Source organism: Enterococcus sp. HMSC061C05 (genome assembly GCF_001814765.1).
GTDB lineage: Bacteria > Bacillota > Bacilli > Lactobacillales > Enterococcaceae > Enterococcus_B > Enterococcus_B lactis.
The window spans coordinates 11,438-34,636 of the sequence record NZ_KV817737.1; the positions used below are offsets into that span (position 1 = coordinate 11,438).

Sequence of the window (23,199 nt, forward strand, 5' to 3'; positions counted from 1 at the left end):
GTTCTTTACTTTTGTCCCACGCTCTTTTCAATTATAAAGCGGAATTTTATTCTTTTGCTTTCAGTCATATTTAACAAGAAATATTATATCCTGAATAACAAAAATTATTCTATCTAAACTTTTTTATATTTTTGTAAGAATATCCCAGTACAGATAGTTACTATCAATAAACCAATGATTACAGCGAAACTAGATTTTTTACTACTTGTTTTAGGAAGAATGCTTTTTGATTTATTTGTTATCTGTTTAGGTACAGCTCTCTTACTAATATAATTGGTTCTTTGTTCGCTAGATTCCCCTGTATGAGCAAATATTTGCAATTTTTGAGAGAATAGATTTCTAATTTTTTCTCTCTCTGTCTTCTCTGGAAAATTTTTCCACGGTTTTATGTGGTTACCTGGTATAGCTATATTTGTTTTGCCCGGTATATAACTGTTTTTGATGTTATACCCTTCAATCGTCGTACTGTATTCTGGCACGTTGTCTTCCGTTACAGTATAGATGATTTCTTGCCCGTCTTTGTATTTTGGCAGATTCGTGAAACGATAGCGCCAATCATCTTTTTCACTGACTTCTTTGTGTTGGATCGGTTGACCGTCGGCTAATAGATTCACTGTGATTGTTGTCGGTCGTTTGCCGTCTTGATTCTCATTGTCTTCCCATGTTTTTTGTCCTGAGACTGAAATGACTTCTTTATTCTCATTGGTAACGACTAGCCCGTTTTCAATTTTTTGATAACCTGAAGGGACGTAATCATTTCCGTTTTGGTCTACTTCTTGCACTTTAAACGTATATTCGTTTCCGCTATCATCATACTGTTGGATATCTTCCCAAGTCACTGAAGTTATTCCATTGTCTAATCGTTTTGTTTCTGCATCAGGAACTGGTTCCCAATTGTTTGTACTTGCTCTGAATAATTTGAAATAAATACTTGGTCTGGGAGTGGTTCCACCGTTCCAAATTTTAGTTGCTGTGATGTTCGTAACCTTTTTCTTGTTATAAATAGGTAAACTGACTCCCTCTGTATCATTTTCGTTTATGGAGAATTTGAGTTCATTTGAACTTAGTGGATCAAAATCAATCCAATTGGGTGCTTCTTTTTCTTTTACAACATAATCTCCTACTTGCAGACCTTTGATACTAACTTCTCCCTGTTCATTCGAAGTCAATAGGATACTAGACTGTCCTTGAATAGGCTGTTCATCTGCTCGTCTTAATTCGAAAGTCACATTTGGGATACCAATCTCTGTGCCATTGATATATTTGAAAATCTTCAATTCGCCTCTAACTGTACCATTGACTCCACCAGAAGCTGAAATATTTTTAACTGTATGATTGAAACTTTCTCCATCAACAGCAGGTTTATTAACTTCTTTATACCAAGCTTTCGAATGATTCTCAAAACTTGTTTGTTCTGGGTTTTCTATAATCGTCTTATAACTCACCATTATTTTCCTAAGATTGACAAAGTTTTTTGGTATAGTTATTTCAATATAATTATCATTTACTGAAAAATCAAATGTAGCGCCGGGAAAATCTTGTAAAAATTGTTGGATTCCCTCTTCTCCTCTGTAAACTTTCTGTTCACCTAAGTGTATTTGATTAATTTCAAACGTACTTGGATCTAATCTTTGTCCACTTTGGATTTCATCACTGATTTTAACTGGTTGTTCAACGTAAGTGCCGTCATTGTTAATATTCAAAAACCATCGAATGTGCTCAGTATCTTCAGGAAGCATGTCTCCTGTTTTATAATAAAAAACGCTAGAAGAAGAACCAGAAGCTGGCTTTGTCACATTTACAGTAGCCGTTTTGTCACCGCTCGTCACGGTGAATGGTCCCGTATTTTCTTCACCGGTATCGGTTACGTTTCTGGCCTGTATCTCAAATTGCCCCCAACCTTCTACTGAGTCTATGTTTTTAATATTTTCATTAAATACAACCTGTGCAGAATCTTTTCTGACCGTTAAAGTTCCAACATTTTTATTTTCAATCATTAATGGGATTTCTTTTTGAAATCCTTCACCGCGAATATTTCCTTCACTTGGCCAATTGATCCAAAGATAATCACCTGGCTGGATGTCTTGTTTTTTTTCGTCAAACGAGAATTTTACTTTTATGTTTCCTCCATCTGTAATATTCGTTGGATCCACGGTCAACGAAGTGACATTACTGCTGATATCTCTGCCTGCATCCGCATAGACATGAACAGGAATCAGTGATGTTATATTAGTAATAATAAATAACATTGATAAAATAATATTTCTACACTTTTTCATTTTTTCTATCTCCCCTATTTTAACTAAAAATAAAACCTACCATATCATCTCTCAAAAATCTTTTCTTCAATTCCTCCCCCACTCATTTCCAATCTTTTAACTAAAAAATTGATAGTTATTTTACAAATATTTATAAAAAATAAATATGCCAAAAAACTGTTTTTACAAGGTTTTTCCTAATGTAAATTATTTTTTCGCATATATTCATTTTATTTTACTTATTGCTTTCATTTTTTCAATCTATATTTCCAATTTTTAACTTACAAAAATGCAACGTGCATAAATAACTATAGTTGCATAAAATATTCTTTTAATTAGCATTATTATTTTATAACAGCTGTTTTTATGTTAAATAAAGAATAAAACACAATATAAAAAATACAGACTTTGTTCAAATAAACGAACTTAGCCTGTATTCTGTGATTGACGCTACTTTTTAATTCATTGAGATGAATAATCCATTTTTATAAATGCCCAAAAGTAATCGGTGCCGAAGCCATTCCTCGACCTAATTCTTTTTCAAATTTTCCTATTGTTGATATCTCCATATAAAACGGTGAGACTGGTTTAGACAATTCTCCCTTGATTGCTAACGGACGTAAACTACGTTCCAAATTATTCATGACTTTAGGATAATACTGACCTTTTTCTAAGCCTGTTTTTGCTTCTATCAGAAGTATACGTTCCTTTTCATTGATCTCTGGATTTAAAACGAGATCATATAATTTTAGTACCATGTTTTCTATTTCTTCACTTTTAGACATCACGATTTCCTCCCAGAAATATATTTCTCCCCACTACATTCTATAAACAAAGTATACGCTATTTTTAATGGTTTTTAAATCACACAGACATAAATAAAAAAGACAGATACCCGATCAGGGTATCTGTCTTTTGCTTTATGCCAGCTATAGGGATCGAACCTACGACCTACGCGTTACGAGTGCGTTGCTCTACCAACTGAGCTAAGCTGGCCTTATCCAAAAGAAATTATATACTCTATTTGGCTGATTGTAAAGAGTTCGATGGAAAATTAGTTTAATTTCATGATATTTTTCATAAAACGTGGTATAATTGATGTGAAAGGCAGGTTTTATGAAAATGGCAACTTTTGGAAAATTTGATACAACTATCGTACCATCGGAAATTGGTGAAAAATTCAAGATCAATACTCACGTAATGTTCACGATTCACGGCAAGCCGCAAACTGGAACGATTTCAAAACAATTGAAAAATTCCGCTGTTGTTGAGATTGATGAAACTGCAGAAAATGCGAACTTGATGACGCAAAGCAAGGGTGTAGTAATCGTTAACTACAAAGAACTTAAAAAGATTTGAATTTGACCATCTCTGCATTTTTGGGATGGTTTTTTTATATACAAACGAAAGCTGTGAAAAAGCTGCTCTGCCTCAAACATTAAAAATGACCAAAAAGGATGTGACAAAAGTTGTGTCACATCCTTTTTCATTTTCACTTATTTTGTACCAAACAAACGGTCACCCGCATCCCCTAGTCCAGGAACGATATAACCATGTTCATTCAATTTTTCATCTAGAGAAGCTGTATAGATATCAATATCAGGATGCGCTTCTTGCAAAGCTTTTACTCCCTCAGGTGCTGCTACCAAACAAACGAATTTGATGTTCGACGCGCCACGTTCTTTCAATGCATCGATTGCCATGATTGCTGATCCGCCTGTTGCCAACATTGGATCTACTACAAACAACTGACGTGCATCAATGTCTTCTGGAAGTTTGACGAAATATTCATGTGGCTCAAATGTTTCTTCATCTCGATAAAGACCGATATGGCCCACTTTAGCAGCTGGAATCAATTCCAAGATACCATCAACCATTCCGATACCTGCACGCAAGATTGGAATAATCGCTACTTTTTTACCGGACAACGTTTTTTGTGTTGTTTCAGTGATCGGTGTTTCGATCACGATGTCTTCCAACGGCATATCCCGTGATACTTCATATGCCATCAACATAGCGATTTCATCGACTACTTCACGAAAAACCTTTGTTCCGCAGTTTTTGTCCCGAATAATAGTTAGTTTGTGTTGAATCAATGGATGATCGATCACTTGAAATTTGCCCATTTTTTAAGCTCTCCTTTGTTCTGTCGTTTCTTTTTAATTGTAAAACAAAATCAAGTGATTGACTAGTCAAACTCGCCATTTTTCCTAAGAAAATCCTTTTTTGAAAAGAAGTTTTCCTGCTGACAAGCAAAGCTTATTCTTTTTCCATGATCCAAGAAGTAGATAATGCCATTGCTGCACGCGCTGCCTTTGTCTGATCCATAGCATTTACCATGACGAAATCATGGATGATTCCTTGGAAGCGTACTTGTGTAACAGGAACCCCTGCATCACGAAGTTTGCGTGCATAAGCCTCGCCTTCCTCTCTTAATACATCCGCTTCTCCTGTCAAAATCATTGCTGGAGGTAGATCTTTTAGTTCATTCAGGTCTGCTCTCAAAGGCGAAGCTGTGATTTCAGCACGTTCTTCTTCATTCGTCGTATATTGATCCCAAAACCATCTCATTCCATCTCTCGTCAAAAAATAGTTTTCTCCGAATTCATGATAGGTATCTGTATCAAAATCAGCGTTGGTAACTGGATAATACAGCAATTGTTTAGATATTGGGAGCCCTTTTCGTTCTTTTGTTAAGATCGTCATGACTGTAGCCATGTTACCACCTACTGAATCTCCTGCAACAATTAGATTCTCGAGATCCAGATTTTTTGACTTGGCTAATTTATTCAGCTGTTGCAACACAGCATAATTTTGTTCAATTGCTGTTGGATATTTCGCTTCAGGTGATCGACTATATTCTGGAAAGACAACGACAGAATTCGTGCGGACCGAAAGTTCTTTGATCAATTTATCATGGGTTTGAGCACTGCCAAAGACCCAACCAGCTCCATGGATATAAAAAATAACTGGTAATTTATCTATATTTCCTTCTGGTCGTACAAAACGAATATTGATTTTTCCCCATTCGCCAGTATCTACCATCAAGTCTTCAATATCAACGGAATATTTGTTCACAGGTGATTCTTGTACTTCTTCCAGTAATGCTCTTCCTTCTTCCGGTGCTAGTTCATAGATTCGCGGATGAGGTGCATTTGCATCACTGAATGCTATGGCTTCCTTTTCTAACGAGATACGATCAGTCATGACTTTTCCTCCCTGAGATTTAATGTGAAGACTAAAATTACATCTCATATACTAGAGAGCATCATCGATATTGTCAAAGAATCCGTTTTCTCCAAAAAAATAAACAGAAAAGTCCAGCATTGAACTTTTCTGTTTTATATGGAATTTAAATTTTTATTTTTTGTGCAATGGAAATTTTTCAGTTAATTCGCGTACACCTGTTTTGACTTCGTCTAGTTGAGCATTGTCGCCTTTTGCTTGTAATGCTTTGACAACTAATTCAGCCACTTTTACAGCATCTTCTTCTTTGAATCCGCGAGTAGTGATTGCTGGTGTACCAATTCGGATGCCGCTTGTTTTGAATGGACTTAGTGTTTCAAAAGGAATCGAGTTTTTATTTACCGTGATATTCACACTGTCCAAAATACTCTCTGCTTCTTTTCCATTTATACCTAACTCACGAACATCGATCAGCATCAGATGATTATCTGTCGCTCCTGAAATGACTCTTGTTCCGATTGCTTGATTGAATACTTTGACCATTGCTTTTGCATTGGCAATGATTTGTTCACTATATTCTTTAAATGCAGGATCTAGTGCTTCTTTGAATGCCGCTGCCTTCCCAGCAATCACATGCTCTAGAGGTCCGCCTTGAATACCAGGGAAGACCGCACTATTGATTTTTTTCGCTAATGCTTCATCGTTTGTCAAAATCATGCCGCCTCGAGGTCCGCGCAATGTTTTGTGAGTGGTAGTCGTTGTGATATCTGCATAAGGAACTGGATTAGGATGAAGTCCTGCTGCTACTAATCCTGCGATATGTGCCATATCTACCATCAGTTTTGCGCCTACTTCATCTGCAATTTCTCTGAATTTCGCAAACTCGATCGTTCGTCCGTAAGCACTGGCACCTGCTACAATCAATTTTGGTTGATGTTTTCTAGCTAAAATACGTACCACATTATAATCAATAACTTCTGTTGTCGGATCAACACCGTAAGCAACAAAGTGATAGGTTTTGCCACTGAAGTTGACTGGTGATCCATGTGTTAGATGTCCGCCTGCGGAAAGATCCATTCCTAAGATCGTGTCCCCTGGTTCTACCAAAGCGAGATAAGCAGCCGTGTTGGCTTGAGAGCCGGAGTGAGGTTGGACGTTCGCAAATTTTGCTCCGAATAATTCTTTTGCACGGTCAATCGCTAAATTTTCAACGATGTCGACAAATTCACATCCACCATAATAGCGATGCCCTGGATAGCCTTCTGCGTATTTATTTGTCAAAATACTTCCTTGCGCAGCCATCACTGCTTCGGAGACAAAGTTTTCAGAGGCAATCAGCTCCAAATTATGTTCTTGTCTTTCTTCTTCTTTGGCGATCGCAGCCCAAAGATCAGGGTCAAACGTTTTGTAATCTACCACAAACAACAGCTCCTTTTTATTTTCCTACAATTTTATTTTTCCCATCAAAAACAAATTGCCAAATATTCGTATCTCTTCTATTTACACTTCGTTTTTCGTTCACTGATAGAAGATTTACTTGATAGCATTGTATCATACTAAAAGAATGCGGCAATAACCAATTGATCATTTTTCAAAATAATTTTGCCCAGCTGCTTTTTTCAAGCGATTCATATAAGCATTCCCCAATCCAGTTTCTGGGTATACTTGTACAAAAATCAAATCTAATCCAAGTGTTGGTTCATCTAATCCTCTTAGACCTGCAAACAATCCTTTAGCCGCCGCTTCTACTGAGTTGTCGTTATACATATAAACAGCTGCAGTATCTGTCCGCACTTGATCCGCAATTTCGGGGCTTGCTATGACACCTGCACGGATCTTCTTATTTTTTGCCCATTGAACTGCAATTGACCAATCGCCATCTCTGACCATCAGAACACGTGTATCGGGTGAGTAGTGTTTGTATTTCATCCCAGGCGCTTTTGGTGTTTCATTTTCTTTTACAAGATGCTGATCAACAGCAACAGGAGATCCGATGACTGCTTCGATTTGTTCTTTCGTTACTGCACCTGGTCGTAAGATCATAGGCATGGCTGTTGGATTACTTAAATCAAGAACAGTGGATTCTACACCAATTCGCGTAGCTCCATCCTCAATGATCCCGGTAATTTTTCCTTGTAGATCATGGAATACATGATCTGCAGTTGTCGGACTTGGTTTTCCCGACGTATTTGCACTTGGACCGACAAGCGGAACCCCTGAAAGTTCGATTACTTCTAGTGTTTTTTTGTTATCCGGCATACGAAATGCAGCTGTGGATAATCCTCCTGTTACAACTGAGGGCAAGGTGTCTTTTTTGATTTTAAATATCAAAGTTAGTGGTCCAGGCCAGAAGTTCTTCACAATCTTCTCTGTTTCTGGATGAAAGTTGTCCACATACTCTTTTACTTGTTCAAAAGAGGCGACATGGACGATCAATGGATTGTCTTGAGGTCTTCCTTTTACAGAAAACACTTTCTTGACAGTATTGGGCAATAGAGCATTGGCGCCCAATCCATACACTGTTTCAGTAGGAAAAGCAACAAGTTCTCCTGCTTTCAGTGCTTTGGCTGCCTCTTTTAATTCAGTTTCATCATAACGTTTCGTTTCCACAGTTTATCCACAACCCCTTTTTCATACATTCTTGTTTTATCCAACTTTATCCTCAAGTTTTCCACTGACTGTGGATAATCCATTTGTCAATAGTGGATAAACTTGTTGATAAGCCAAAAAGTCGTTTACATCCTTGTCAAATTAGTGTTTTTTTATAATAAAAAAACAAATAAAAATTTTTTCATCCACAACTTCAACTGTAGACTTGGATCATTCGTTCATTACCAAAAAGATCCTTTTTTATCGCTACTTTTTTATCTGGAAATGCTTGCTGAAATATTTTTTTTACTGCTTCACCTTGGCGAAATCCGATTTCTAAAAAAATCGTTCCATTTGGTTTTAGTACGCTTGGTGCTTCAACTGCTATTTTTTCATAAACAGCTAATCCATCGTTCTCCGCAAAAAGGGCCATCTTAGGTTCGAATGACCGGACACTTTCATCCATCAGTTCCCATTCATTCCGACTGATGTACGGCGGATTAGAAATAATCACATCAAATCGCCGATCCTGTACTGGTTCCAATGTATTCCCATGGTAAAAACTGATTTTCGTTCCTTCGTGCTGAGCATTTTCTTTCGCGACTTCTAACGCTTCTTCAGAAAGATCTACGGCAGATACATGCCAATTTTTTCTTGCTGCTTTCAAACTAATAGCAATCGCCCCAGTACCTGTCCCAATATCTATCACTTCCAATGGTACATCAGGCGTCTCGTCTAAACACCACGCCACTAACTCTTCTGTTTCTGGTCGAGGAATCAGTGTTGCTTCGGTTACCTTCAACCGATGATCATAAAAATCTGCATATCCTAGCAAATACTGAGGCGGATGATCTGCAAGCAGAAGTCGCAAATCTGTTTCGATCAACTGTTGTTCTTCTTCTGAAATCTCTTCGTTCATATGAAGGAGCCAATCAAGTTTTTTCCATTGTTTCCGTTCCAAAAATAAAAATTGGATACTGTATGCTTCTTTTCCATGATCCTCTAAAAAAGAAGAAGCCCGTGACAGGACTTCTCGATAGGTCATTTTACCCATTTTGCATAGCTTCCAGTTTTGATGTTTGATCATACATGATCAATGCATCAACGATTTCATCTAATTTCCCTGCTAAAATCTGATCTAATTTTTGGATAGTTAATCCGATCCGGTGATCAGTCACGCGATTTTGCGGGAAATTATATGTCCGAATCCGTTCTGAACGATCCCCAGTTCCGACTGCTGATTTTCGATTGGCATCATATTCACTTTGTGCTTCTTGTTGGATCTTATCATACACACGAGCACGCAAGATTTTCATTGCTTTTTCACGGTTCTTGATCTGAGAACGTTCATCCTGCATAGCAACGACGATCCCTGTTGGTAAGTGAGTCAAACGTACAGCAGATGCTGTTTTATTGACGTGCTGTCCGCCAGCACCTGAAGCATGATAGATATCTGTACGGATATCTTTGTCTTCAATATCGATCTCTACTTCTTCAGCTTCTGGCATCACGACAACTGTTGCTGTGGAAGTATGGATACGCCCTTGCGATTCAGTTGAAGGAACACGTTGGACACGGTGTGCACCACTTTCATATTTTAATTTCGAATAAACATTCTCTCCGGTAATCATCATGATCACTTCTTTGTATCCACCGATTCCGGTAACGTTCGCTTCCATCACTTCTGTTTTCCAACCTTGCGCTTCAGCATACTTTTGGTACATATTGAAAAGATCACCCGCGAATAAGGCTGCTTCGTCTCCACCTGCTGCTCCACGGATTTCCATGATGATATTTTTATCGTCATTTGGATCTTTTGGTAAAAGCAGGATCTTGATTTTTTCTTCTAAGACTTCTTTTTCTTTTTTTAATTCAGATAATTCTTCTTTTGCTAATTCAGCCATTTCATCATCCAGTTTTTCACCAAGCAGTTCTTCTGTATCGGTGATTCCTTGTACTACTTCTTTATAACGACGATAAACTTCGACTGTTTCGCGCGTGTTTGCTTCTTCTTTTGAAAGCTGCATAAAGCGCTTTGTATCAGAAATCACTTCTGGGTCGCTTAAAAGTTCTCCAAGCTCTTCATAACGGTCTTCAATTGATTGTAATTGATCGTACATGCTTATTCTCCTTCTGTAATCATTGATGGATGAAAATAATGTTTTCGACAAACGGGGTAATAAGCTTCATTTCCGCCAATTTGCACTTGATCGCCTTCATAGACAGGTTTTCCATCAATATAATGTAAATTCATGATTGCTTTTTTGTGGCAGAACCAACAGATCGTTTTCATTTCTTCAATCTTGTCTGCGTAAAGCAATAAATATTTTGATCCTTCAAATAACTCGTTTCGAAAATCATTTTTCAAACCAAACGCCATAACCGGAATATCCAATTCATCCACGATTCTCGTAAAAGCAATGACATGTTTCTTTTTTAAGAACTGCGCTTCATCGATCAGCACACAATAGGGTTTGCTTTCCATGTTCTGAATCACGTCAAATACGTCTGTTTCTTCAAATATCGGCATTGCTTCACGTTTCAGTCCGATTCGGCTTGAAACAACGCCTAAACCATCTCTCGTATCAATACCGCTTGTCATCAAGACAACTGGTTTATTTTGTTCTTCATAATTATGTGCGACTTTTAGGATCTCGATCGTCTTGCCGCTATTCATTGCGCCATACTTAAAAAATAGTTGTGCCATGCTCTTTTTCACCTTCCAGTTTGTTCCTATGGTATTATACTTGATTTTCAACATTTTTTACAGTGAGAATTTTCATCAAGCACAGATTATCGTTCAAATCCCTTGCTTACTTTTGTTCCAACTTTTTGACAAGAACTAAACATGGGTTCCATTCATCCCATAAATTTGGAAAAACTTCCAACCTTGAAAATCCTAATGATTCGTAGAAACAAATAGTTTGATCATATATAGAGTAGTGCCCCTCGTCTACAGTCTTCACTTGCAAATATTTGTAATGTTTTGCTGCGTAACCTTCTGCTTCTTTAAAAAGTTTTGTTCCTAATCCTTGGTGATGATAGTCTTTTTTTATTCCCATACAATAGATTTCGGCAGTATCTTCACTTGTCTGTGAAAGAGTGATAAAGCCTAAATATTCTTCTTTTCTTTTTTCACACCATAAAGGTAGTTTACTTGATTCCTCGATATATTTTTCCGTTGATTCAGGAAGCCCAAACCACTCAGGCAAGTCTAGTAATATTTCTCGGACACACTTTCCTTTTTCCTCTCTATCTTTTACAAACGATATCGGCATATTCTTTCTAGATTCTCCCTTTTTGAATTGAGTATAGCATGTTTTCTTTCTTTTCACGTGCTATAATAAGTTAAAATTCCAAAGTTTTATGTAAGGAGCTATTTGATGACAAAAAATATTTTTGATTCCATCGCTAACCATTATGATTCCCCTGACCGTCAAGCATTAGCCAAAATTATTCGCGAAGAACTAACTACTTATCTACCGCGCGACAGCCACCAAAAAGTCCTGCTGGATTATGGAGGCGGAACTGGGCTTGTGAGTTTACCGCTTGCGGAAAGATTCAAAGAACTGATCATTGCCGATGCTTCAGAAACTATGTTGAAAATGGCAGAAGAAAAGATCCAAGCAGCAGATCTGAAAAATGTCCGCACGATCCACGCTGATGCCTCTGTCGAATTTCCTGCTGTCCAAGCAGATGTAATCCTTCTATCACTCGTACTTTTGCACATTCCCGATACAGAGACTATTCTCATGAAACTTTACGAACTTTTAGCTCCTGGCGGTCAACTGATTATTGTAGATTTTGACAAGAATGAACAAATCAGTCATCCGAAAGTCCATAATGGTTTTACCCAAGAAGAATTGAACGATCGATTGAAAAAAACTGGCTTTGTCTCTACTGCTAGTCATACTTTTCATCGTGGAGAAAAGCTATTCATGAATAAACATGCGTCGCTTTTCTTATCCATCAGCCAAAAAGATTAAAAAGAAGCTGTGACAAAAATATGTCACAGCTTCTTTTTTCGTTTAAACGGTGTTCCAAAAGCAGCTTCTTATTTCTTGAAGCTGACCACTTCTGTCACAACCTCTTCTTTTTATTTTTTCATCAAATGATTTTGATTTCTGAAAGAGGCCAGTAGCGGAAAACAACTTTGCCTTGGATCATATCTTTGTCGACTAACCCAAACATTCGGCTGTCTTTTGAAATCAAACGGTTATCCCCCAGAACAAGATACTTTCCTTTCGGCACAGTATATTCAAAATCGCTCGTAAAGGTAGAGGCACTTTCTGCTTGTGCTTGGAACCCTGAACTATAAGCATACTCTCCTTGTAACTTATCTTCTGAAAATTCTTTTTTGAACTTATCTAGATAAGGCTCATCATACTTTTTGCCATTAATGGTCAACTGGTCATTTTCCATCTTGACTGTGTCCCCAGGCATACCAATGATTCGTTTAACGATCATTCGTTCTTCATCCCCTGGTTCCTTCGTAGTAATAATGTCCATTCGTTCATAGTTCGAGATTTTAGATGAAATCAGTCGTTGTCCATCACTTAATGTAGGGTCCATCGAATGTCCGTTTACAGTGACTGGTGTAAACACGTACACTCTAGCTAATAAAATAGCCGCTAATACAAGGATCAGAATCCCCCAATTTTTCAAAAATTCTTTCACAGCTTACCTCCTACTTATATTTCCTCGTTATTTATTACATTTTTTTACGATATTTCGTTGTACTCTCTTTATTCTACAATGTTTATAAATGAAAGGAAAGAATAAGTGACGTGTTCGTTCTATTTTTCTCGTTATATAAAAAAGGGGCATGACAAAAGTCATGTCACATCCCCTTATGAATGTCTTCTTCTTTGGCTCCGACTATAAACAACTTGTTCTTCTTGTGTTTGTGCTTTTTTTGCAATTAATTTCAGGCGATAAGGCTCATGATAACGCAACCCGTCTTTGACAAAATCACCGCCAACGATGAACAATCCGACAGGTTCCAATGTGTCTTCTGTTGAGCTCAGTCGAATGGTCCCTACTTTTTCCATGTCCGAGTAGCTTCGTCCAATATTTAGAACATACTCTTTCTCACCTGTTTTCTTGACATAGTAATAAGGATACAATGTATTTCTGTCGACCAAAAATCCATCCATGCGACCGAGTTCATTTGTTTTGATCTCACCATTTCCAATCAAATACCGCATATTCTCGGCTAATTTCAATTGGTAATCTTCGTCATACGAAACCATGACCTCTTGTGTATTCACTTTATCGATCGAATTTCCATTATTGATCGTTTCTTCTGTCTGGATGTTGAACGCTTCATCAGGCAAATACTTCACAAAAAGCTGCGTGACATCGGCTTTCGTGTTTTTATCTAAAAAGTAATAAAATACATTTAAAACAGTAAAATAAACAAGCACTAGAAATGCAAGTCCATATAAGAAAAATTGAAGATAGTTTTGGTTTTGCCAAAGTCCATAAACAATTCTCAATAAATAAAGCGTGGGAATCACACTTAAAATCGTATATCCACGGTTAAGATATTTAGGACTGATGTCTAAATAGCCAAGGAATTTATGCACCCCGTTGATAAGGTCTAGTAAAAATGTCATTGAGAATCACCTGCTTGCTGGTTATACGTTTGGGTATTTCCTGAATCTTGGTTTTGCTGTGCTGTACGTGCTGCATCATCATTTTGCGTGTTATCATCTACAGTCGTACTGCTTGGTATCGTTTCGGAGCTAGCACTTGTATCCGGACTTGTACTTGGATTGGTTGAATCCGATGGAGTGCCATCTTGTACCGTATTACTTGTTTCGCTTGAGCTGTCAGTTGTATATGTCTCATCATACGACGAACTAGTTGTTGTATCGTCCCATGTACTTGTCGTAGTGGTTTCATTCAAACTTTCCGTTGTTGTTGGTTCAGATGTCGAGACTGAAGTAGTTGGTGTTGTTTCTTCTACAGTACTAGAACTTGAACTTGGTGCACGGTAGCTGGAACTATTCACAATACCTGTAGTAGTCGCGACAATCGTCGAGATTGTTAATACAGCGATTGGCTTCAAAATAGGTGCTACTTTTCGCATCTTATCTCTTCCTTCATTGAAATTTATTCTTGTTTCCTTACTTTACTACGGACAAATTATACAGTCTACCTTATTTCTACCATAAATTCTTTATTTTTTTCTTACGTTTTTCCGAAAGATTTCTTTAATTTTCATCAAAAACTACGGTCGATGTTTTTAAGTAAGCTTTTGCTTCCCGATTGATTTTTTTCAGATCACATCCTTGTTGCTTGGCAGCGAACACGCAACCACAATAACATTGGCGATAGATATCATACTCTTTGCACATTTGCAAAGAGCGTTCATAGCCTTTGTTTTTCTTGAAATCACTTGGCAAATATTGTGTCCCGTAAATCTTTTGGATATCCATTCCGATTTGATTGATCAAGGCTGCATTTTTCTTTGGTGAGATCGTCAGGGCACTTCCAAAGTAATCGTATCCTAGTTCTTGCGCTTTTTGCGCAACAAGATCTAATCGCATATTGAAGCATGCACTGCAGCGAGCACCACCTTCTTTTTCGTCTTCAAGATGGTTTGTTAAAACCATTTTGGTGAATTCACTTGGACGGTATTCATCAACAATCAGCGCTACATGATGGTCAGTTTTCTCATTAAATTGGTCTACAAATCGTTTTTGTTCATGTAATCTCCGCAAATACTCACTTTTAGGATGGATATTCGAATTTGAAAAAAATAACGTGATATCTGCATATTGAGACATGAATTCCAACGTGTGCGTACTGCAAGGAGCACAGCATGTATGTATTAATATCTTAGGCTTTACTTCTTCTTTCTCCCATTGCATGATCATTTTTTTCAGAACTGTATCATAATTTATTTTTTGATTTTTCATTTTTTCTACGATTTGTTGGGCATTGATCAATTTGTTATTCCTCCTCCTTCTTTTTTCTAGGATTTGCTTTATTATAAGCCATTTCTATTTTAATCGAAAGCTGTATTGTTATCTGTTCAATAATTTCTTTGAGTATTCCTGATTCCCCTTGTATACTGGTAGAAACGACTATTGTCAGGAGGATAGTACTGTGCATGTTGATTTATTCTTTCAAAGGCTGCAGCGGCGAGGACAAAAGTTTGCTGCCAATCATTTCTCATCGATCCAAATCATCGTTTTTTATTATATATTGATGACGGTCTTATCACTCGTTCTATTTTATCTGCCGATTTTTCGCGAACCAGATAGCCATGTTTCTTTTGTGGACATGCTGTTCATGGCAATCAGTACAGTGAGTGTGACTGGACTATCGACTTTTGATATCAATTCTGTGTTCAATGATAACGGCATTATACTGCTGGAAATATTATTTCAAGTTGGTGGTTTGGGGATCATGATGATTTCTACTGCTTTTGTCATTTTTTCTAAACGACGAATCACATTGAAACAGCGGCAGCTGATCATGACGGATATGAATCAACCGCGTTTGTCTGGTATCGTCCGACTGATTCGGATCACTTTTGCTATTTTAATCTGGTTTCAATTACTTTTTGGGACATTCTTTTCTATTTATTTTTATTATAGAGGCTATTTTGATCGTTGGCGTGATGCCGTTTTTTATGGTTTTTATCAGGCGATATCGGCTGTCACGAACTCTGGATTTGACGTCACTGGGGATTCCATCAAGCCCTTTGCACATGACTATTTTTTCTTGATTCTGATCATGTTTTTGATTTTTGTCGGCGGAATTGGTTTTCCTGTATTGATGGAGTGCCGGGAGTGGCTATTATATAAACGTTCCAGTGCAAAGCTTCCATTTCGTTTTTCCTTGTTTACCAAATTAGCTGTGTTGGCTTTTGTCATCTTGTTTGTTTCGGGAACTATCTTAATTTATCTATTGGAAAAGGACCATTTATTCCAAGATTCCAGTATGAGTGTCAAATGGATCAATTCGATGTTTTATTCGATCACGACTCGTAATGCCGGTCTCCAGATTCACGATTTGAGTGATTTTCAGATTACGACACTGATTATTTTTTCTTTACTGATGTTTATCGGATGCAGTCCTAGTTCTGTAGGAGGCGGGATTCGAACAACTACTGTAGCGATCATCGGTTTGTATCTATACTCCTTCCTCAAGAGTGAGGATAATATCAATATTTTTGGACGAAGAATCGAACAAGATGATGTGCGAAAGTCAGTCGTTGTCTTTATGCTTTCTCTTGGTATGTGTTTCTTTTGTATCGTTTTTTTATCTGCTACAGAGGAACAAACACTGATCTCGATCATCGTCGAAGTAACTTCCGCTTTTGGAACAACTGGTTTGTCCTTAGGGATTACCGGCGACTTGTCTGTTGTAGGGAAAATCACGATTGCTGCCCTGATGTTTATTGGGCGGATTGGAATGCTGTATACATTGATGCTGTTCGTACCAAAAGAAACCCGAGATCTGGGCTATGAATATCCAAGTGAGAAAATCATTATTGGTTAATAATGAAAAGACCGATGAGGAGTAATAAAATCACAGCAGCTTGAAACAATCATTTTGTTTCAAGCTGTTTTTTTGTTAAATCATGCGGTTTTGTCCGATTTCATGCACTTTCAGCCGTAACCTTTTCTTAAGAATAAGAAAAGCAATTTAACCTTTTTTTCAACATATGGTATGATTAGTTGAATTTATTCGTCAGCAAATCGTTTTTGGAGGTTACATAATGGGAATACGCAGTCATTTTGCGATTGCAGTTGGGAAAACGTCGCAATGGGCATTAAAAACTTTTTTTAAAGGCGGATCAAGTTTACCAGGTAAACTAGCGCTGAAAGTCGATCCACATATATTGGATAGCTTGGCAAAAGACTACCAAGTCGTCGTTGTTACCGGAACAAATGGTAAAACATTGACTACCGCTTTAACAGTCAATATTTTGCGCCAGCAATTCGATGAAGTTCTAACCAATCCTACTGGTGCGAATATGGTACAAGGAATTGTATCGACTTTCTTGCAGGCAAAACCAAAAAAAGGACAGAAAAAATTTGCTGTCCTAGAAATAGATGAAGCAAGTTTGAGCAAAGTCACAGAATACATGAAACCAGAACTATTTTTATTTACAAATATTTTCCGTGATCAAATGGATCGGTATGGAGAAATTTATACGACCTATAAAATGATTGTAGACGGTGCCGCAAAGTCACCAAATGCAACGATTATCAGTAACGGTGATTCACCGATCTTCAATTCGATCGAAACAGTTAATCCTAGAAAATATTATGGCTTTGATCATGAAGAAGATCGTGAACAAATGGCGCATTACAATACAGACGGTGTCTTGTGTCCAAATTGTCATCACATCCTGCATTATAAAATGATCACTTATGCAAACTTAGGAAAATATTACTGTCCAAATTGTGACTTCAAACGTCCTGAACTGGATTACCGTTTGACTGATATGGTACGGATGGACAATGTTTCAGCAGATTTTGTGATCGATGGTCATGAATATGGAATCGAAGTTGGTGGTATGTATAACGTCTACAACGCTTTAGCAGCTACTGCAGTGGCGGAGTACTTCAATGTCGATCCTGATAAAATCAAACAAGGTTTAGGATATGACGAGAAAGTGTTCGGCCGACAAGAAGTCATCAATATCAATGGAAAGAAATGTACATTAGTACTTGTCAAAAATCCTGTAGGCATCAATCAAGTAATCGATATGATTGGTCTAGCTCCTTATCCATTTTCTTTAGTGGCTTTATTGAATGCCAATTACGCAGACGGAATCGATGTCAGCTGGATTTGGGATGGTAATTTTGAAAACTTTGCCGATATGGATATCCCAGCCGTTATTTCTGGAGGAGACCGTCATACAGATATGACTTTACGTCTGAAAGTTGCCGGGATTCCAGAAAATAAATTGACCGAAACAAAAGAATTACCAGAAGTAATCGAAAAAATCAAAGAATTGCCAACTGAACATGTCTATATCTTAGCTACTTACACTGCTGTATTGCAGCTACGTAAAGAACTAGCGGCTCAAGGATTTATCAAAGGAGGAATGAATCATGGCTAATTATGAACTCAATATCGCCCACCTTTATGGAAATTTGATGAACACATATGGTGATAACGGAAACCTTTTGATGTTGAAATATGTAGCAGAAAAAATGGGGGTTTCTTGCCATACGGAGATCGTTAGTATACATGAACCTTTTGATGCTGATAAATATGACTTGGTTTTCTTTGGTGGTGGTCAAGACTTTGAGCAACTGATCATTTCAAAAGACATCCAGAAAAAGAAAGATTCTTTGATCAACTATATCGAAAATGATGGTGTCATGTTAGCCATTTGCGGTGGTTATCAGTTGCTAGGTCACTACTACATGGGAGCCAACGGAGAAAAGATCCAAGGTATCAGTGCCCTGGATCACTACACATTAAGTCAGGAAAATAACCGGTTTATCGGTGACATTGTCATCCATAATGAAGAATTCAATGAAACTTATTATGGATTTGAAAACCACAATGGTCGGACTTTCTTAGGTGAAGGTGAACGGCCTTTGGGGAAAGTGGTACAAGGTCAAGGGAACAATGGGGAAGATCAATCCGAAGGTGTCATTTACCGAAATGTCTTCGGTTCTTATTTCCATGGACCTATCCTTGCAAGAAATGAGAAATTAGCAGCTCGCTTGATCCGCCTAGCTTTAGAACAACGTTACGGTAAAGAGTTGGACCTGCTCTATCTTGAAGGACAAACAGCCTAGTTATTCGAAAAAGGGGAATGTGACAAAAATTGCGTCATATTCCCCTTTTTCGTATCCTATTTTAAGCGACTTGCTTGGCATAACGGTTCACGTTTTGCTTGATATTCCCAATTGTTTTCGGATCATTGATTCCTGTGACTTCTTGGATCAATTGTTCCAAGTTTTCATGGATCTTCATTTCATGCAGTTGACGGCTTTGTTCATCTTCAGGATCATAGTAATTAAAAATAATACCCATTGTTGCCGTCAAATGTGGACAAGTCAAGTTATGTTCTTGCAGTTCTCTCACTGGCCGTGTAAACCGTTCTTGATAACCTAGCTTACGTAATGGTGTCCGAGCGACACGTGTGATCGCATCAGAGATATATTTGTTTTGGAAGCGATGGATGATTTTTTCAATATACGCATGATGCTGCTCTGCATCAAACCCCCATTTGGCAATCAGCAAACTTCCTGTTTCCTGCAGAACTGATTTTAATTGTGCCACAACTAATGCATCTTGCATTGCTTCATCAATGGTCTGGTAACCTAACAAGGCACCTGTATAAGCGACAGTCGCATGACCAGTATTGACACTAAATAATTTGCGTTCGATATATGGTTCTAGATCATCTACATATAAAACCCCTTTTAATTGGATTTCTTTATTTTTTCTTTGGCTATCGTCAATGACCCATTCCTTGAAAGGTTCTACTTGGACGAATAAAGGATCTTCATGGTGTTGTAATGGGACGATTCGATCGACTGCTGCATTTGGAAAGCCGATATATTTGTCAGTAAATGATGTTTCTGGAAGATATTTATACACTTCTTTTTCTAGAAATGCTGAACCGCCAATCATGTTTTCACAGGCAATGATATCTAAAGGTGTTGTGTTTCCTTCCATTTCTCTTTCTTGGATCCCTTTTGCAATCAACTCGGCAATAAAAGGTAAGATATTCGGGCCAATGGCGGTAGTAACTAAATCTGCTTCAGCGATTTTTTGGATTACTTTTTCTGGATTTGTTTGATTGTTGATTCCTTTGACATTTTTTACAGTGATTCTTTCTTTTGATTCATCTGCTAATTCGATTTCGTATTCCTTTCTTTCATTTAAAGCATCAATGATCGTGTGATTCACATCTACGAAAGTAATCTCAAATCCATTAGCTGCCAAAACTTCTCCAATAAATCCTCGACCGATATTTCCTGCACCAAAATGTACTGCTTTCATTTTTCTCTCTCCTTAAGCAATTGCTAGATTTTCCGTTACTTCTTCTTTGCTGAGCGCATCTGCTAGTTGGACAACATTGTCCATATCACTGCAATAAAGTGCGATTTGCTGTACAAGCTGCAGATGCTCATCGCCGACTCCTGCTATACCGAACAAAACAGTCGCAATCTTTTCTTCTTCTTCCGTACCAAAATTGACACCGTCTGGCACCTGTACGACACAAATGCCGGATTTTTTCACATATTTTTTTGCTTCATCTGTTCCATGAGGAATCGCGATAAAATTCCCCATGTAAACAGATAACATGTTGTCTCTTTCTACCATGGCATCGATATATTCCTCATCAACGCATCCTGCTTCTACAAGCTTTTGACCGCAATAGCGGATCGCTTCTTCTTTGGTTTTAAATGATCGATTGAGTTCGATCATGTCGAATGGCAAACTTTGCATGCTGTTTTCCTCCCTTAAGCTGTCTGTTTCAAATATTGTGCAATTGATTCAAATTTTTGTGGGTTGACCATGCTATTAACCGATAAATGAATGGATTGCGGTGCAGCCATCCGTGCTTTTTCTGCTAAACTCTCTTTGGCTACGATCAGTGAATCAGGTTCCCCTTTTAACTCCTGGATGTTGACTTTTCGTAACGGGATAGTTAAATGGTTCTTGTCTAATATATCTTTGAGCACGGTCATCCCCATTGTTGCTGATCCCGAACGATCATCGTGGACAAGTAGGATCTCTTTGATTTGTTTGATGTTTGCTGAAAGAAACTCTTCTGTTGGCTCGTTCTTAGTTTCAGAAGCTGATGGTTCCTGTTTGCTGCTCAATTCTTGAATGATTTCATCATATCGAGGTGAATTCAAAAAGTTTTCTACTGAGACAAAACGCGCGTTCGGTGCTTTTTGTTTTGCTCTTTCTTGTAGTTCGACCTGAGTAACGATCAATGTATTCGAGTCATCTGTCAGTTGGCTGATTGCTTGGTTAGTCACCGTTTGAGGCAAGTCTGCTTCCTGTACTTTTTTTCTCAAGATCGAAGCGCCCATCGCACTTGATCCCATCCCTGCATCACAAGCAAAAATGATTTTTTGTACGCCAGATAGCGCAGTTCCTTGAGGAATACCTTGGGCACCTTTAGATGCTTGTTTAGCTGCTTTTGTCTCTTGCACAGACTTTTCAAAGTCTTCATTTGTATCTTTCGCATCCGCTTTCAAAATTACTGCAGAAATACCGAATGAAACAGCTGCGGCAACAATCACGCCCAAAATAACAGGAAGGTAAGAATTGAACGGTGTCATCGCTAGAATCGCAATGATTGATCCTGGAGAAGCTGGTGCTCTTAGTCCAGCATCCATCAATTGGAAAATGAAACTTCCTGACATTCCTCCGCCTATAACTGATAAGAATAATAACGGTTTCATCATGACGTAAGGAAAATAGATTTCATGGATACCACCTAAAAAGTGAATGATCATAGCACCTGGTGCTGAAGATTTTGCTGCTCCTTTGCCAAACAAAGTAAAAGCAAGTAATACGCCAAGTCCTGGACCAGGATTTGCTTCAAGCAAGAATAGAATAGATTTTCCTGCATCTGCTACTTGTTCAGTTCCTAATGGTGTCAAAATCCCATGATTGATTGCATTATTCAAAAATAAGATTTTTGCTGGTTCAATAAAAATACTTGTCAATGGAATCAAATGGGCAGATAAAATGATCTCTACACCTTTTGCCATTGCTTGAGTCAATGCATCGACAACTGGACCAATCGCAGAAAAACCTAATAACGCTAATCCAAAACCGATAAGACCTGCTGAAAAATTATTGACCAACATTTCAAAACCGGATTTGATCCGTTTTTGGAACAGCTGATCAAATTTCTTGATGGCATATCCACCAAGAGGTCCCATAATCATCGCACCTAGCATCATTGGAATATCTGTTCCGACAATCACGCCCATCGTTGCAATTGCTCCCACAACTGATCCGCGGTCACCAGCAATTACTTTTCCGCCAGTATAGCCGATCAATAAAGGAATCAGATAAGTTAGCATCGGGCTTACCATGGTAGCAAAAGCTTCATTTGGCAAATAACCATCTGGGATAAATAAAGCCGTTAACACACCCCAAGCAATCAGTGCTCCAATGTTTGGCATGACCATGCTTGATAAGGTACTGCCTAATTTTTGTACCCTCGCTTTTAGCGAAATGTTGTTTTTGGGAATCGTCCGTTCCATTTTGTCTCTTCCTCTCTCCTTTTGATACTCTAATTGTATCCGCTTACTAAAAAGAGAAATAGTCGTACTTTGGCACGAAACTTTGTGCCAAAGGTTTGAGGATATCAGCAAAATAAAAAAATTTCGGGATCAGCAAACTTTACTTTTAAATAAATATGTTATTTTAACTTTTTTATAATATGTAAATAATAACTTTTGTCAGCATTTTATTTGGATATTTTTTGTTTTATTATGATATTAAAATTTATATTGGAGGCCTATCTATGACATTACTGATCAAAAACATGAACATGAAACGTGGTAAAAAGCGTGTGATTCGACAATTGGATCTTTTAGTAGAATCAGGAGAAGTAGCTGCTTTGATTGCCCCGAACGGATTTGGCAAAACACTTTGCTGAACGGCATTGCCCAACTGCTGCCAACAACTTATGATCAATTGTCCCTTCACAACATCTCTCCTACTGCTTATACAGATTATCGCCGGTCTTTCTTTTTTCTAGAATCAACGAATCAGTTATCCGACTATCTAACGGCTGTTGATTATTTGACTTTGATCAAATACTATTGGCAGAGCAAAGTAGAATGCCAAACTGTTTTCCAACGATTGAAGATGACTGAGTACCTTACTTTGCCGATTGGAAAAATGTCTCTAGGAATGAAACAACATGTCTTGCTTGCTGCTTACTTGACCAGTGATTCATCTGTCATGTTATTCGATGAACCGTTGAACGGGTTAGACCCAGGAAGTATTGATATCTTGAATAGGCTGATCAGACAATGGCAGGAAGAGGGGAAAATGATTCTTCTTTCTTCCCACGCTATCGCGAATATCCAATCGATTTGTTCTAAAGCATGTTTTCTAAAAAATGGAGAAATCGTCACAGAATCCTCAAATATGGAAGAGATTTTAGCTATTTATCGTCAATTGTATGAGGTGTAAC

The 23,199-nt window shown here is 37.9% G+C and carries 22 protein-coding genes, 1 tRNA gene and 1 pseudogene; 6 read left to right on the forward strand and 18 right to left on the reverse strand.

The window, feature by feature from the left end; genetic code table 11:
* Positions 1–113 precede the first annotated feature (113 nt).
* The 3 genes from acm to HMPREF2988_RS05805 all read right to left on the reverse strand — a co-directional run bounded on the left by acm (position 114) and on the right by HMPREF2988_RS05805 (position 3,254).
* On the reverse strand, positions 114–2,279 hold the full coding sequence (gene acm, locus HMPREF2988_RS05795; protein ID WP_179189337.1) for a collagen-binding MSCRAMM adhesin Acm: 2,166 nt from the start codon (positions 2,277–2,279) through the stop codon (positions 114–116).
* Between the two features lie 464 nt (positions 2,280–2,743).
* The gene (locus tag HMPREF2988_RS05800; RefSeq protein ID WP_002291543.1) at positions 2,744–3,043 is read right to left on the reverse strand and encodes a bacteriocin immunity family protein; all 300 of its coding nucleotides are present in this window, start codon (positions 3,041–3,043) and stop codon (positions 2,744–2,746) included.
* Between the two features lie 138 nt (positions 3,044–3,181).
* Positions 3,182–3,254 (reverse strand) — tRNA-Thr (locus tag HMPREF2988_RS05805).
* 120 nt (positions 3,255–3,374) lie between these two features.
* On the opposite strand from HMPREF2988_RS05805, the gene HMPREF2988_RS05810 reads away from it, so the two are divergent.
* Positions 3,375–3,617: a hypothetical protein gene (locus HMPREF2988_RS05810; protein ID WP_002291542.1), complete on the forward strand. Its 243-nt coding sequence runs from the start codon at positions 3,375–3,377 to the stop codon at positions 3,615–3,617.
* Positions 3,618–3,754: 137 nt separating this feature from the next.
* On the opposite strand, the gene upp is transcribed toward HMPREF2988_RS05810, so the two are convergent.
* The 8 genes from upp to HMPREF2988_RS05850 form a co-directional block, all read right to left on the reverse strand.
* Positions 3,755–4,384: a uracil phosphoribosyltransferase gene (upp, locus tag HMPREF2988_RS05815; RefSeq protein ID WP_002291540.1), complete on the reverse strand. Its 630-nt coding sequence runs from the start codon at positions 4,382–4,384 to the stop codon at positions 3,755–3,757.
* Positions 4,385–4,517: 133 nt separating this feature from the next.
* The gene (locus HMPREF2988_RS05820; protein WP_070770164.1) at positions 4,518–5,465 is read right to left on the reverse strand and encodes an alpha/beta hydrolase; all 948 of its coding nucleotides are present in this window, start codon (positions 5,463–5,465) and stop codon (positions 4,518–4,520) included.
* Between the two features lie 153 nt (positions 5,466–5,618).
* Complete coding sequence (glyA, locus tag HMPREF2988_RS05825) at positions 5,619–6,863, reverse strand: serine hydroxymethyltransferase (RefSeq protein WP_070770165.1); 1,245 nt, start codon at positions 6,861–6,863, stop codon at positions 5,619–5,621.
* 165 nt (positions 6,864–7,028) lie between these two features.
* Entirely contained in the window at positions 7,029–8,054 is a 1,026-nt protein-coding gene (locus HMPREF2988_RS05830; RefSeq protein WP_070770166.1) for an L-threonylcarbamoyladenylate synthase, read from the reverse strand.
* A 193-nt stretch (positions 8,055–8,247) separates the two neighbouring features.
* Positions 8,248–9,087, reverse strand: a complete 840-nt coding sequence (gene prmC, locus HMPREF2988_RS05835; RefSeq protein WP_024635832.1) for a peptide chain release factor N(5)-glutamine methyltransferase — start codon at positions 9,085–9,087, stop codon at positions 8,248–8,250.
* Positions 9,080–10,153 carry a peptide chain release factor 1 gene (prfA, locus tag HMPREF2988_RS05840; protein WP_002291519.1) on the reverse strand — a complete coding sequence of 358 codons (1,074 nt, stop codon included), beginning with the start codon at positions 10,151–10,153 and terminating at the stop codon, positions 9,080–9,082. The genes prmC and prfA overlap by 8 nt, the downstream gene beginning before the upstream one ends.
* Positions 10,154–10,155: 2 nt before the next feature.
* On the reverse strand, positions 10,156–10,740 hold the full coding sequence (locus tag HMPREF2988_RS05845; protein ID WP_002291517.1) for a thymidine kinase: 585 nt from the start codon (positions 10,738–10,740) through the stop codon (positions 10,156–10,158).
* Positions 10,741–10,846: 106 nt separating this feature from the next.
* Positions 10,847–11,311 carry a GNAT family N-acetyltransferase gene (locus tag HMPREF2988_RS05850; protein ID WP_002307216.1) on the reverse strand — a complete coding sequence of 155 codons (465 nt, stop codon included), beginning with the start codon at positions 11,309–11,311 and terminating at the stop codon, positions 10,847–10,849.
* A 105-nt stretch (positions 11,312–11,416) separates the two neighbouring features.
* Between HMPREF2988_RS05850 and HMPREF2988_RS05855 the strand changes: the two genes are divergently transcribed.
* Complete coding sequence (locus HMPREF2988_RS05855; RefSeq protein WP_002341188.1) at positions 11,417–12,019, forward strand: class I SAM-dependent methyltransferase; 603 nt, start codon at positions 11,417–11,419, stop codon at positions 12,017–12,019.
* A gap of 121 nt (positions 12,020–12,140) precedes the next feature.
* On the opposite strand, the gene lepB is transcribed toward HMPREF2988_RS05855, so the two are convergent.
* The 4 genes from lepB to HMPREF2988_RS05875 all read right to left on the reverse strand — a co-directional run bounded on the left by lepB (position 12,141) and on the right by HMPREF2988_RS05875 (position 14,989).
* Positions 12,141–12,710, reverse strand: coding sequence for a signal peptidase I (lepB, locus tag HMPREF2988_RS05860; protein WP_002316795.1), 570 nt, complete (start codon positions 12,708–12,710; stop codon positions 12,141–12,143).
* Positions 12,711–12,883: 173 nt separating this feature from the next.
* Positions 12,884–13,651 (reverse strand): DUF6681 family protein, encoded by a 768-nt coding sequence (locus HMPREF2988_RS05865; RefSeq protein WP_070770167.1) that lies wholly within the window; start codon positions 13,649–13,651, stop codon positions 12,884–12,886.
* Entirely contained in the window at positions 13,648–14,127 is a 480-nt protein-coding gene (locus tag HMPREF2988_RS05870; RefSeq protein ID WP_070770168.1) for an A-agglutinin attachment subunit precursor, read from the reverse strand. Before HMPREF2988_RS05870 ends, HMPREF2988_RS05865 begins: the two co-directional genes overlap by 4 nt.
* A gap of 124 nt (positions 14,128–14,251) precedes the next feature.
* Complete coding sequence (locus tag HMPREF2988_RS05875) at positions 14,252–14,989, reverse strand: epoxyqueuosine reductase QueH (protein ID WP_070770169.1); 738 nt, start codon at positions 14,987–14,989, stop codon at positions 14,252–14,254.
* 160 nt (positions 14,990–15,149) lie between these two features.
* Between HMPREF2988_RS05875 and HMPREF2988_RS05880 the strand changes: the two genes are divergently transcribed.
* The 3 genes from HMPREF2988_RS05880 (at position 15,150) to HMPREF2988_RS05890 (ending at position 18,814) form a co-directional block, all read left to right on the forward strand.
* Complete coding sequence (locus HMPREF2988_RS05880; RefSeq protein ID WP_070770170.1) at positions 15,150–16,550, forward strand: TrkH family potassium uptake protein; 1,401 nt, start codon at positions 15,150–15,152, stop codon at positions 16,548–16,550.
* Positions 16,551–16,770: 220 nt separating this feature from the next.
* On the forward strand, positions 16,771–18,123 hold the full coding sequence (locus HMPREF2988_RS05885) for a Mur ligase family protein (RefSeq protein WP_002310102.1): 1,353 nt from the start codon (positions 16,771–16,773) through the stop codon (positions 18,121–18,123).
* A complete protein-coding gene (locus tag HMPREF2988_RS05890; RefSeq protein ID WP_070770171.1) occupies positions 18,116–18,814 on the forward strand; it encodes a type 1 glutamine amidotransferase in 699 nt (232 codons plus the stop codon). The genes HMPREF2988_RS05885 and HMPREF2988_RS05890 overlap by 8 nt, the downstream gene beginning before the upstream one ends.
* Before the next feature lie 61 nt (positions 18,815–18,875).
* Here the strand turns inward: HMPREF2988_RS05890 and HMPREF2988_RS05895 are convergent, their stop codons facing one another.
* From HMPREF2988_RS05895 to HMPREF2988_RS05905, 3 genes are read right to left on the reverse strand one after another with little or no spacing between them, the layout of a single operon-like run.
* Positions 18,876–20,027, reverse strand: a complete 1,152-nt coding sequence (locus tag HMPREF2988_RS05895; protein WP_070770172.1) for a mannitol-1-phosphate 5-dehydrogenase — start codon at positions 20,025–20,027, stop codon at positions 18,876–18,878.
* Between the two features lie 12 nt (positions 20,028–20,039).
* Complete coding sequence (locus HMPREF2988_RS05900) at positions 20,040–20,477, reverse strand: PTS mannitol transporter subunit IIA (RefSeq protein ID WP_002291499.1); 438 nt, start codon at positions 20,475–20,477, stop codon at positions 20,040–20,042.
* 14 nt (positions 20,478–20,491) lie between these two features.
* Positions 20,492–22,258, reverse strand: a complete 1,767-nt coding sequence (locus HMPREF2988_RS05905) for a PTS mannitol transporter subunit IIBC (RefSeq protein ID WP_002291496.1) — start codon at positions 22,256–22,258, stop codon at positions 20,492–20,494.
* Between the two features lie 263 nt (positions 22,259–22,521).
* On the opposite strand from HMPREF2988_RS05905, the pseudogene HMPREF2988_RS05910 reads away from it, so the two are divergent.
* Positions 22,522–23,198 (forward strand): annotated as a pseudogene (locus HMPREF2988_RS05910) (ATP-binding cassette domain-containing protein).
* The last annotated feature ends 1 nt before the right edge of the window (position 23,199 follow it).

Bases quoted from the DNA above. Each gene is read 5' to 3' on its own strand.
- HMPREF2988_RS05905 (WP_002291496.1), bottom strand. From the start codon at position 22,258: ATGGAACGGACGATTCCCAAAAACAACATTTCGCTAAAAGCGAGGGTA.
- upp (WP_002291540.1), bottom strand. From the start codon at position 4,384: ATGGGCAAATTTCAAGTGATCGATCATCCATTGATTCAACACAAACTA.
- HMPREF2988_RS05855 (WP_002341188.1), top strand. From the start codon at position 11,417: ATGACAAAAAATATTTTTGATTCCATCGCTAACCATTATGATTCCCCT.
- acm (WP_179189337.1), bottom strand. From the start codon at position 2,279: ATGAAAAAGTGTAGAAATATTATTTTATCAATGTTATTTATTATTACT.
- HMPREF2988_RS05810 (WP_002291542.1), top strand. From the start codon at position 3,375: ATGAAAATGGCAACTTTTGGAAAATTTGATACAACTATCGTACCATCG.
- HMPREF2988_RS05820 (WP_070770164.1), bottom strand. From the start codon at position 5,465: ATGACTGATCGTATCTCGTTAGAAAAGGAAGCCATAGCATTCAGTGAT.
- HMPREF2988_RS05850 (WP_002307216.1), bottom strand. From the start codon at position 11,311: ATGCCGATATCGTTTGTAAAAGATAGAGAGGAAAAAGGAAAGTGTGTC.
- prmC (WP_024635832.1), bottom strand. From the start codon at position 9,087: ATGGGTAAAATGACCTATCGAGAAGTCCTGTCACGGGCTTCTTCTTTT.
- HMPREF2988_RS05895 (WP_070770172.1), bottom strand. From the start codon at position 20,027: ATGAAAGCAGTACATTTTGGTGCAGGAAATATCGGTCGAGGATTTATT.
- HMPREF2988_RS05845 (WP_002291517.1), bottom strand. From the start codon at position 10,740: ATGGCACAACTATTTTTTAAGTATGGCGCAATGAATAGCGGCAAGACG.
- HMPREF2988_RS05870 (WP_070770168.1), bottom strand. From the start codon at position 14,127: ATGCGAAAAGTAGCACCTATTTTGAAGCCAATCGCTGTATTAACAATC.
- HMPREF2988_RS05885 (WP_002310102.1), top strand. From the start codon at position 16,771: ATGGGAATACGCAGTCATTTTGCGATTGCAGTTGGGAAAACGTCGCAA.
- HMPREF2988_RS05865 (WP_070770167.1), bottom strand. From the start codon at position 13,651: ATGACATTTTTACTAGACCTTATCAACGGGGTGCATAAATTCCTTGGC.
- prfA (WP_002291519.1), bottom strand. From the start codon at position 10,153: ATGTACGATCAATTACAATCAATTGAAGACCGTTATGAAGAGCTTGGA.
- HMPREF2988_RS05800 (WP_002291543.1), bottom strand. From the start codon at position 3,043: ATGTCTAAAAGTGAAGAAATAGAAAACATGGTACTAAAATTATATGAT.
- HMPREF2988_RS05890 (WP_070770171.1), top strand. From the start codon at position 18,116: ATGGCTAATTATGAACTCAATATCGCCCACCTTTATGGAAATTTGATG.
- HMPREF2988_RS05900 (WP_002291499.1), bottom strand. From the start codon at position 20,477: ATGCAAAGTTTGCCATTCGACATGATCGAACTCAATCGATCATTTAAA.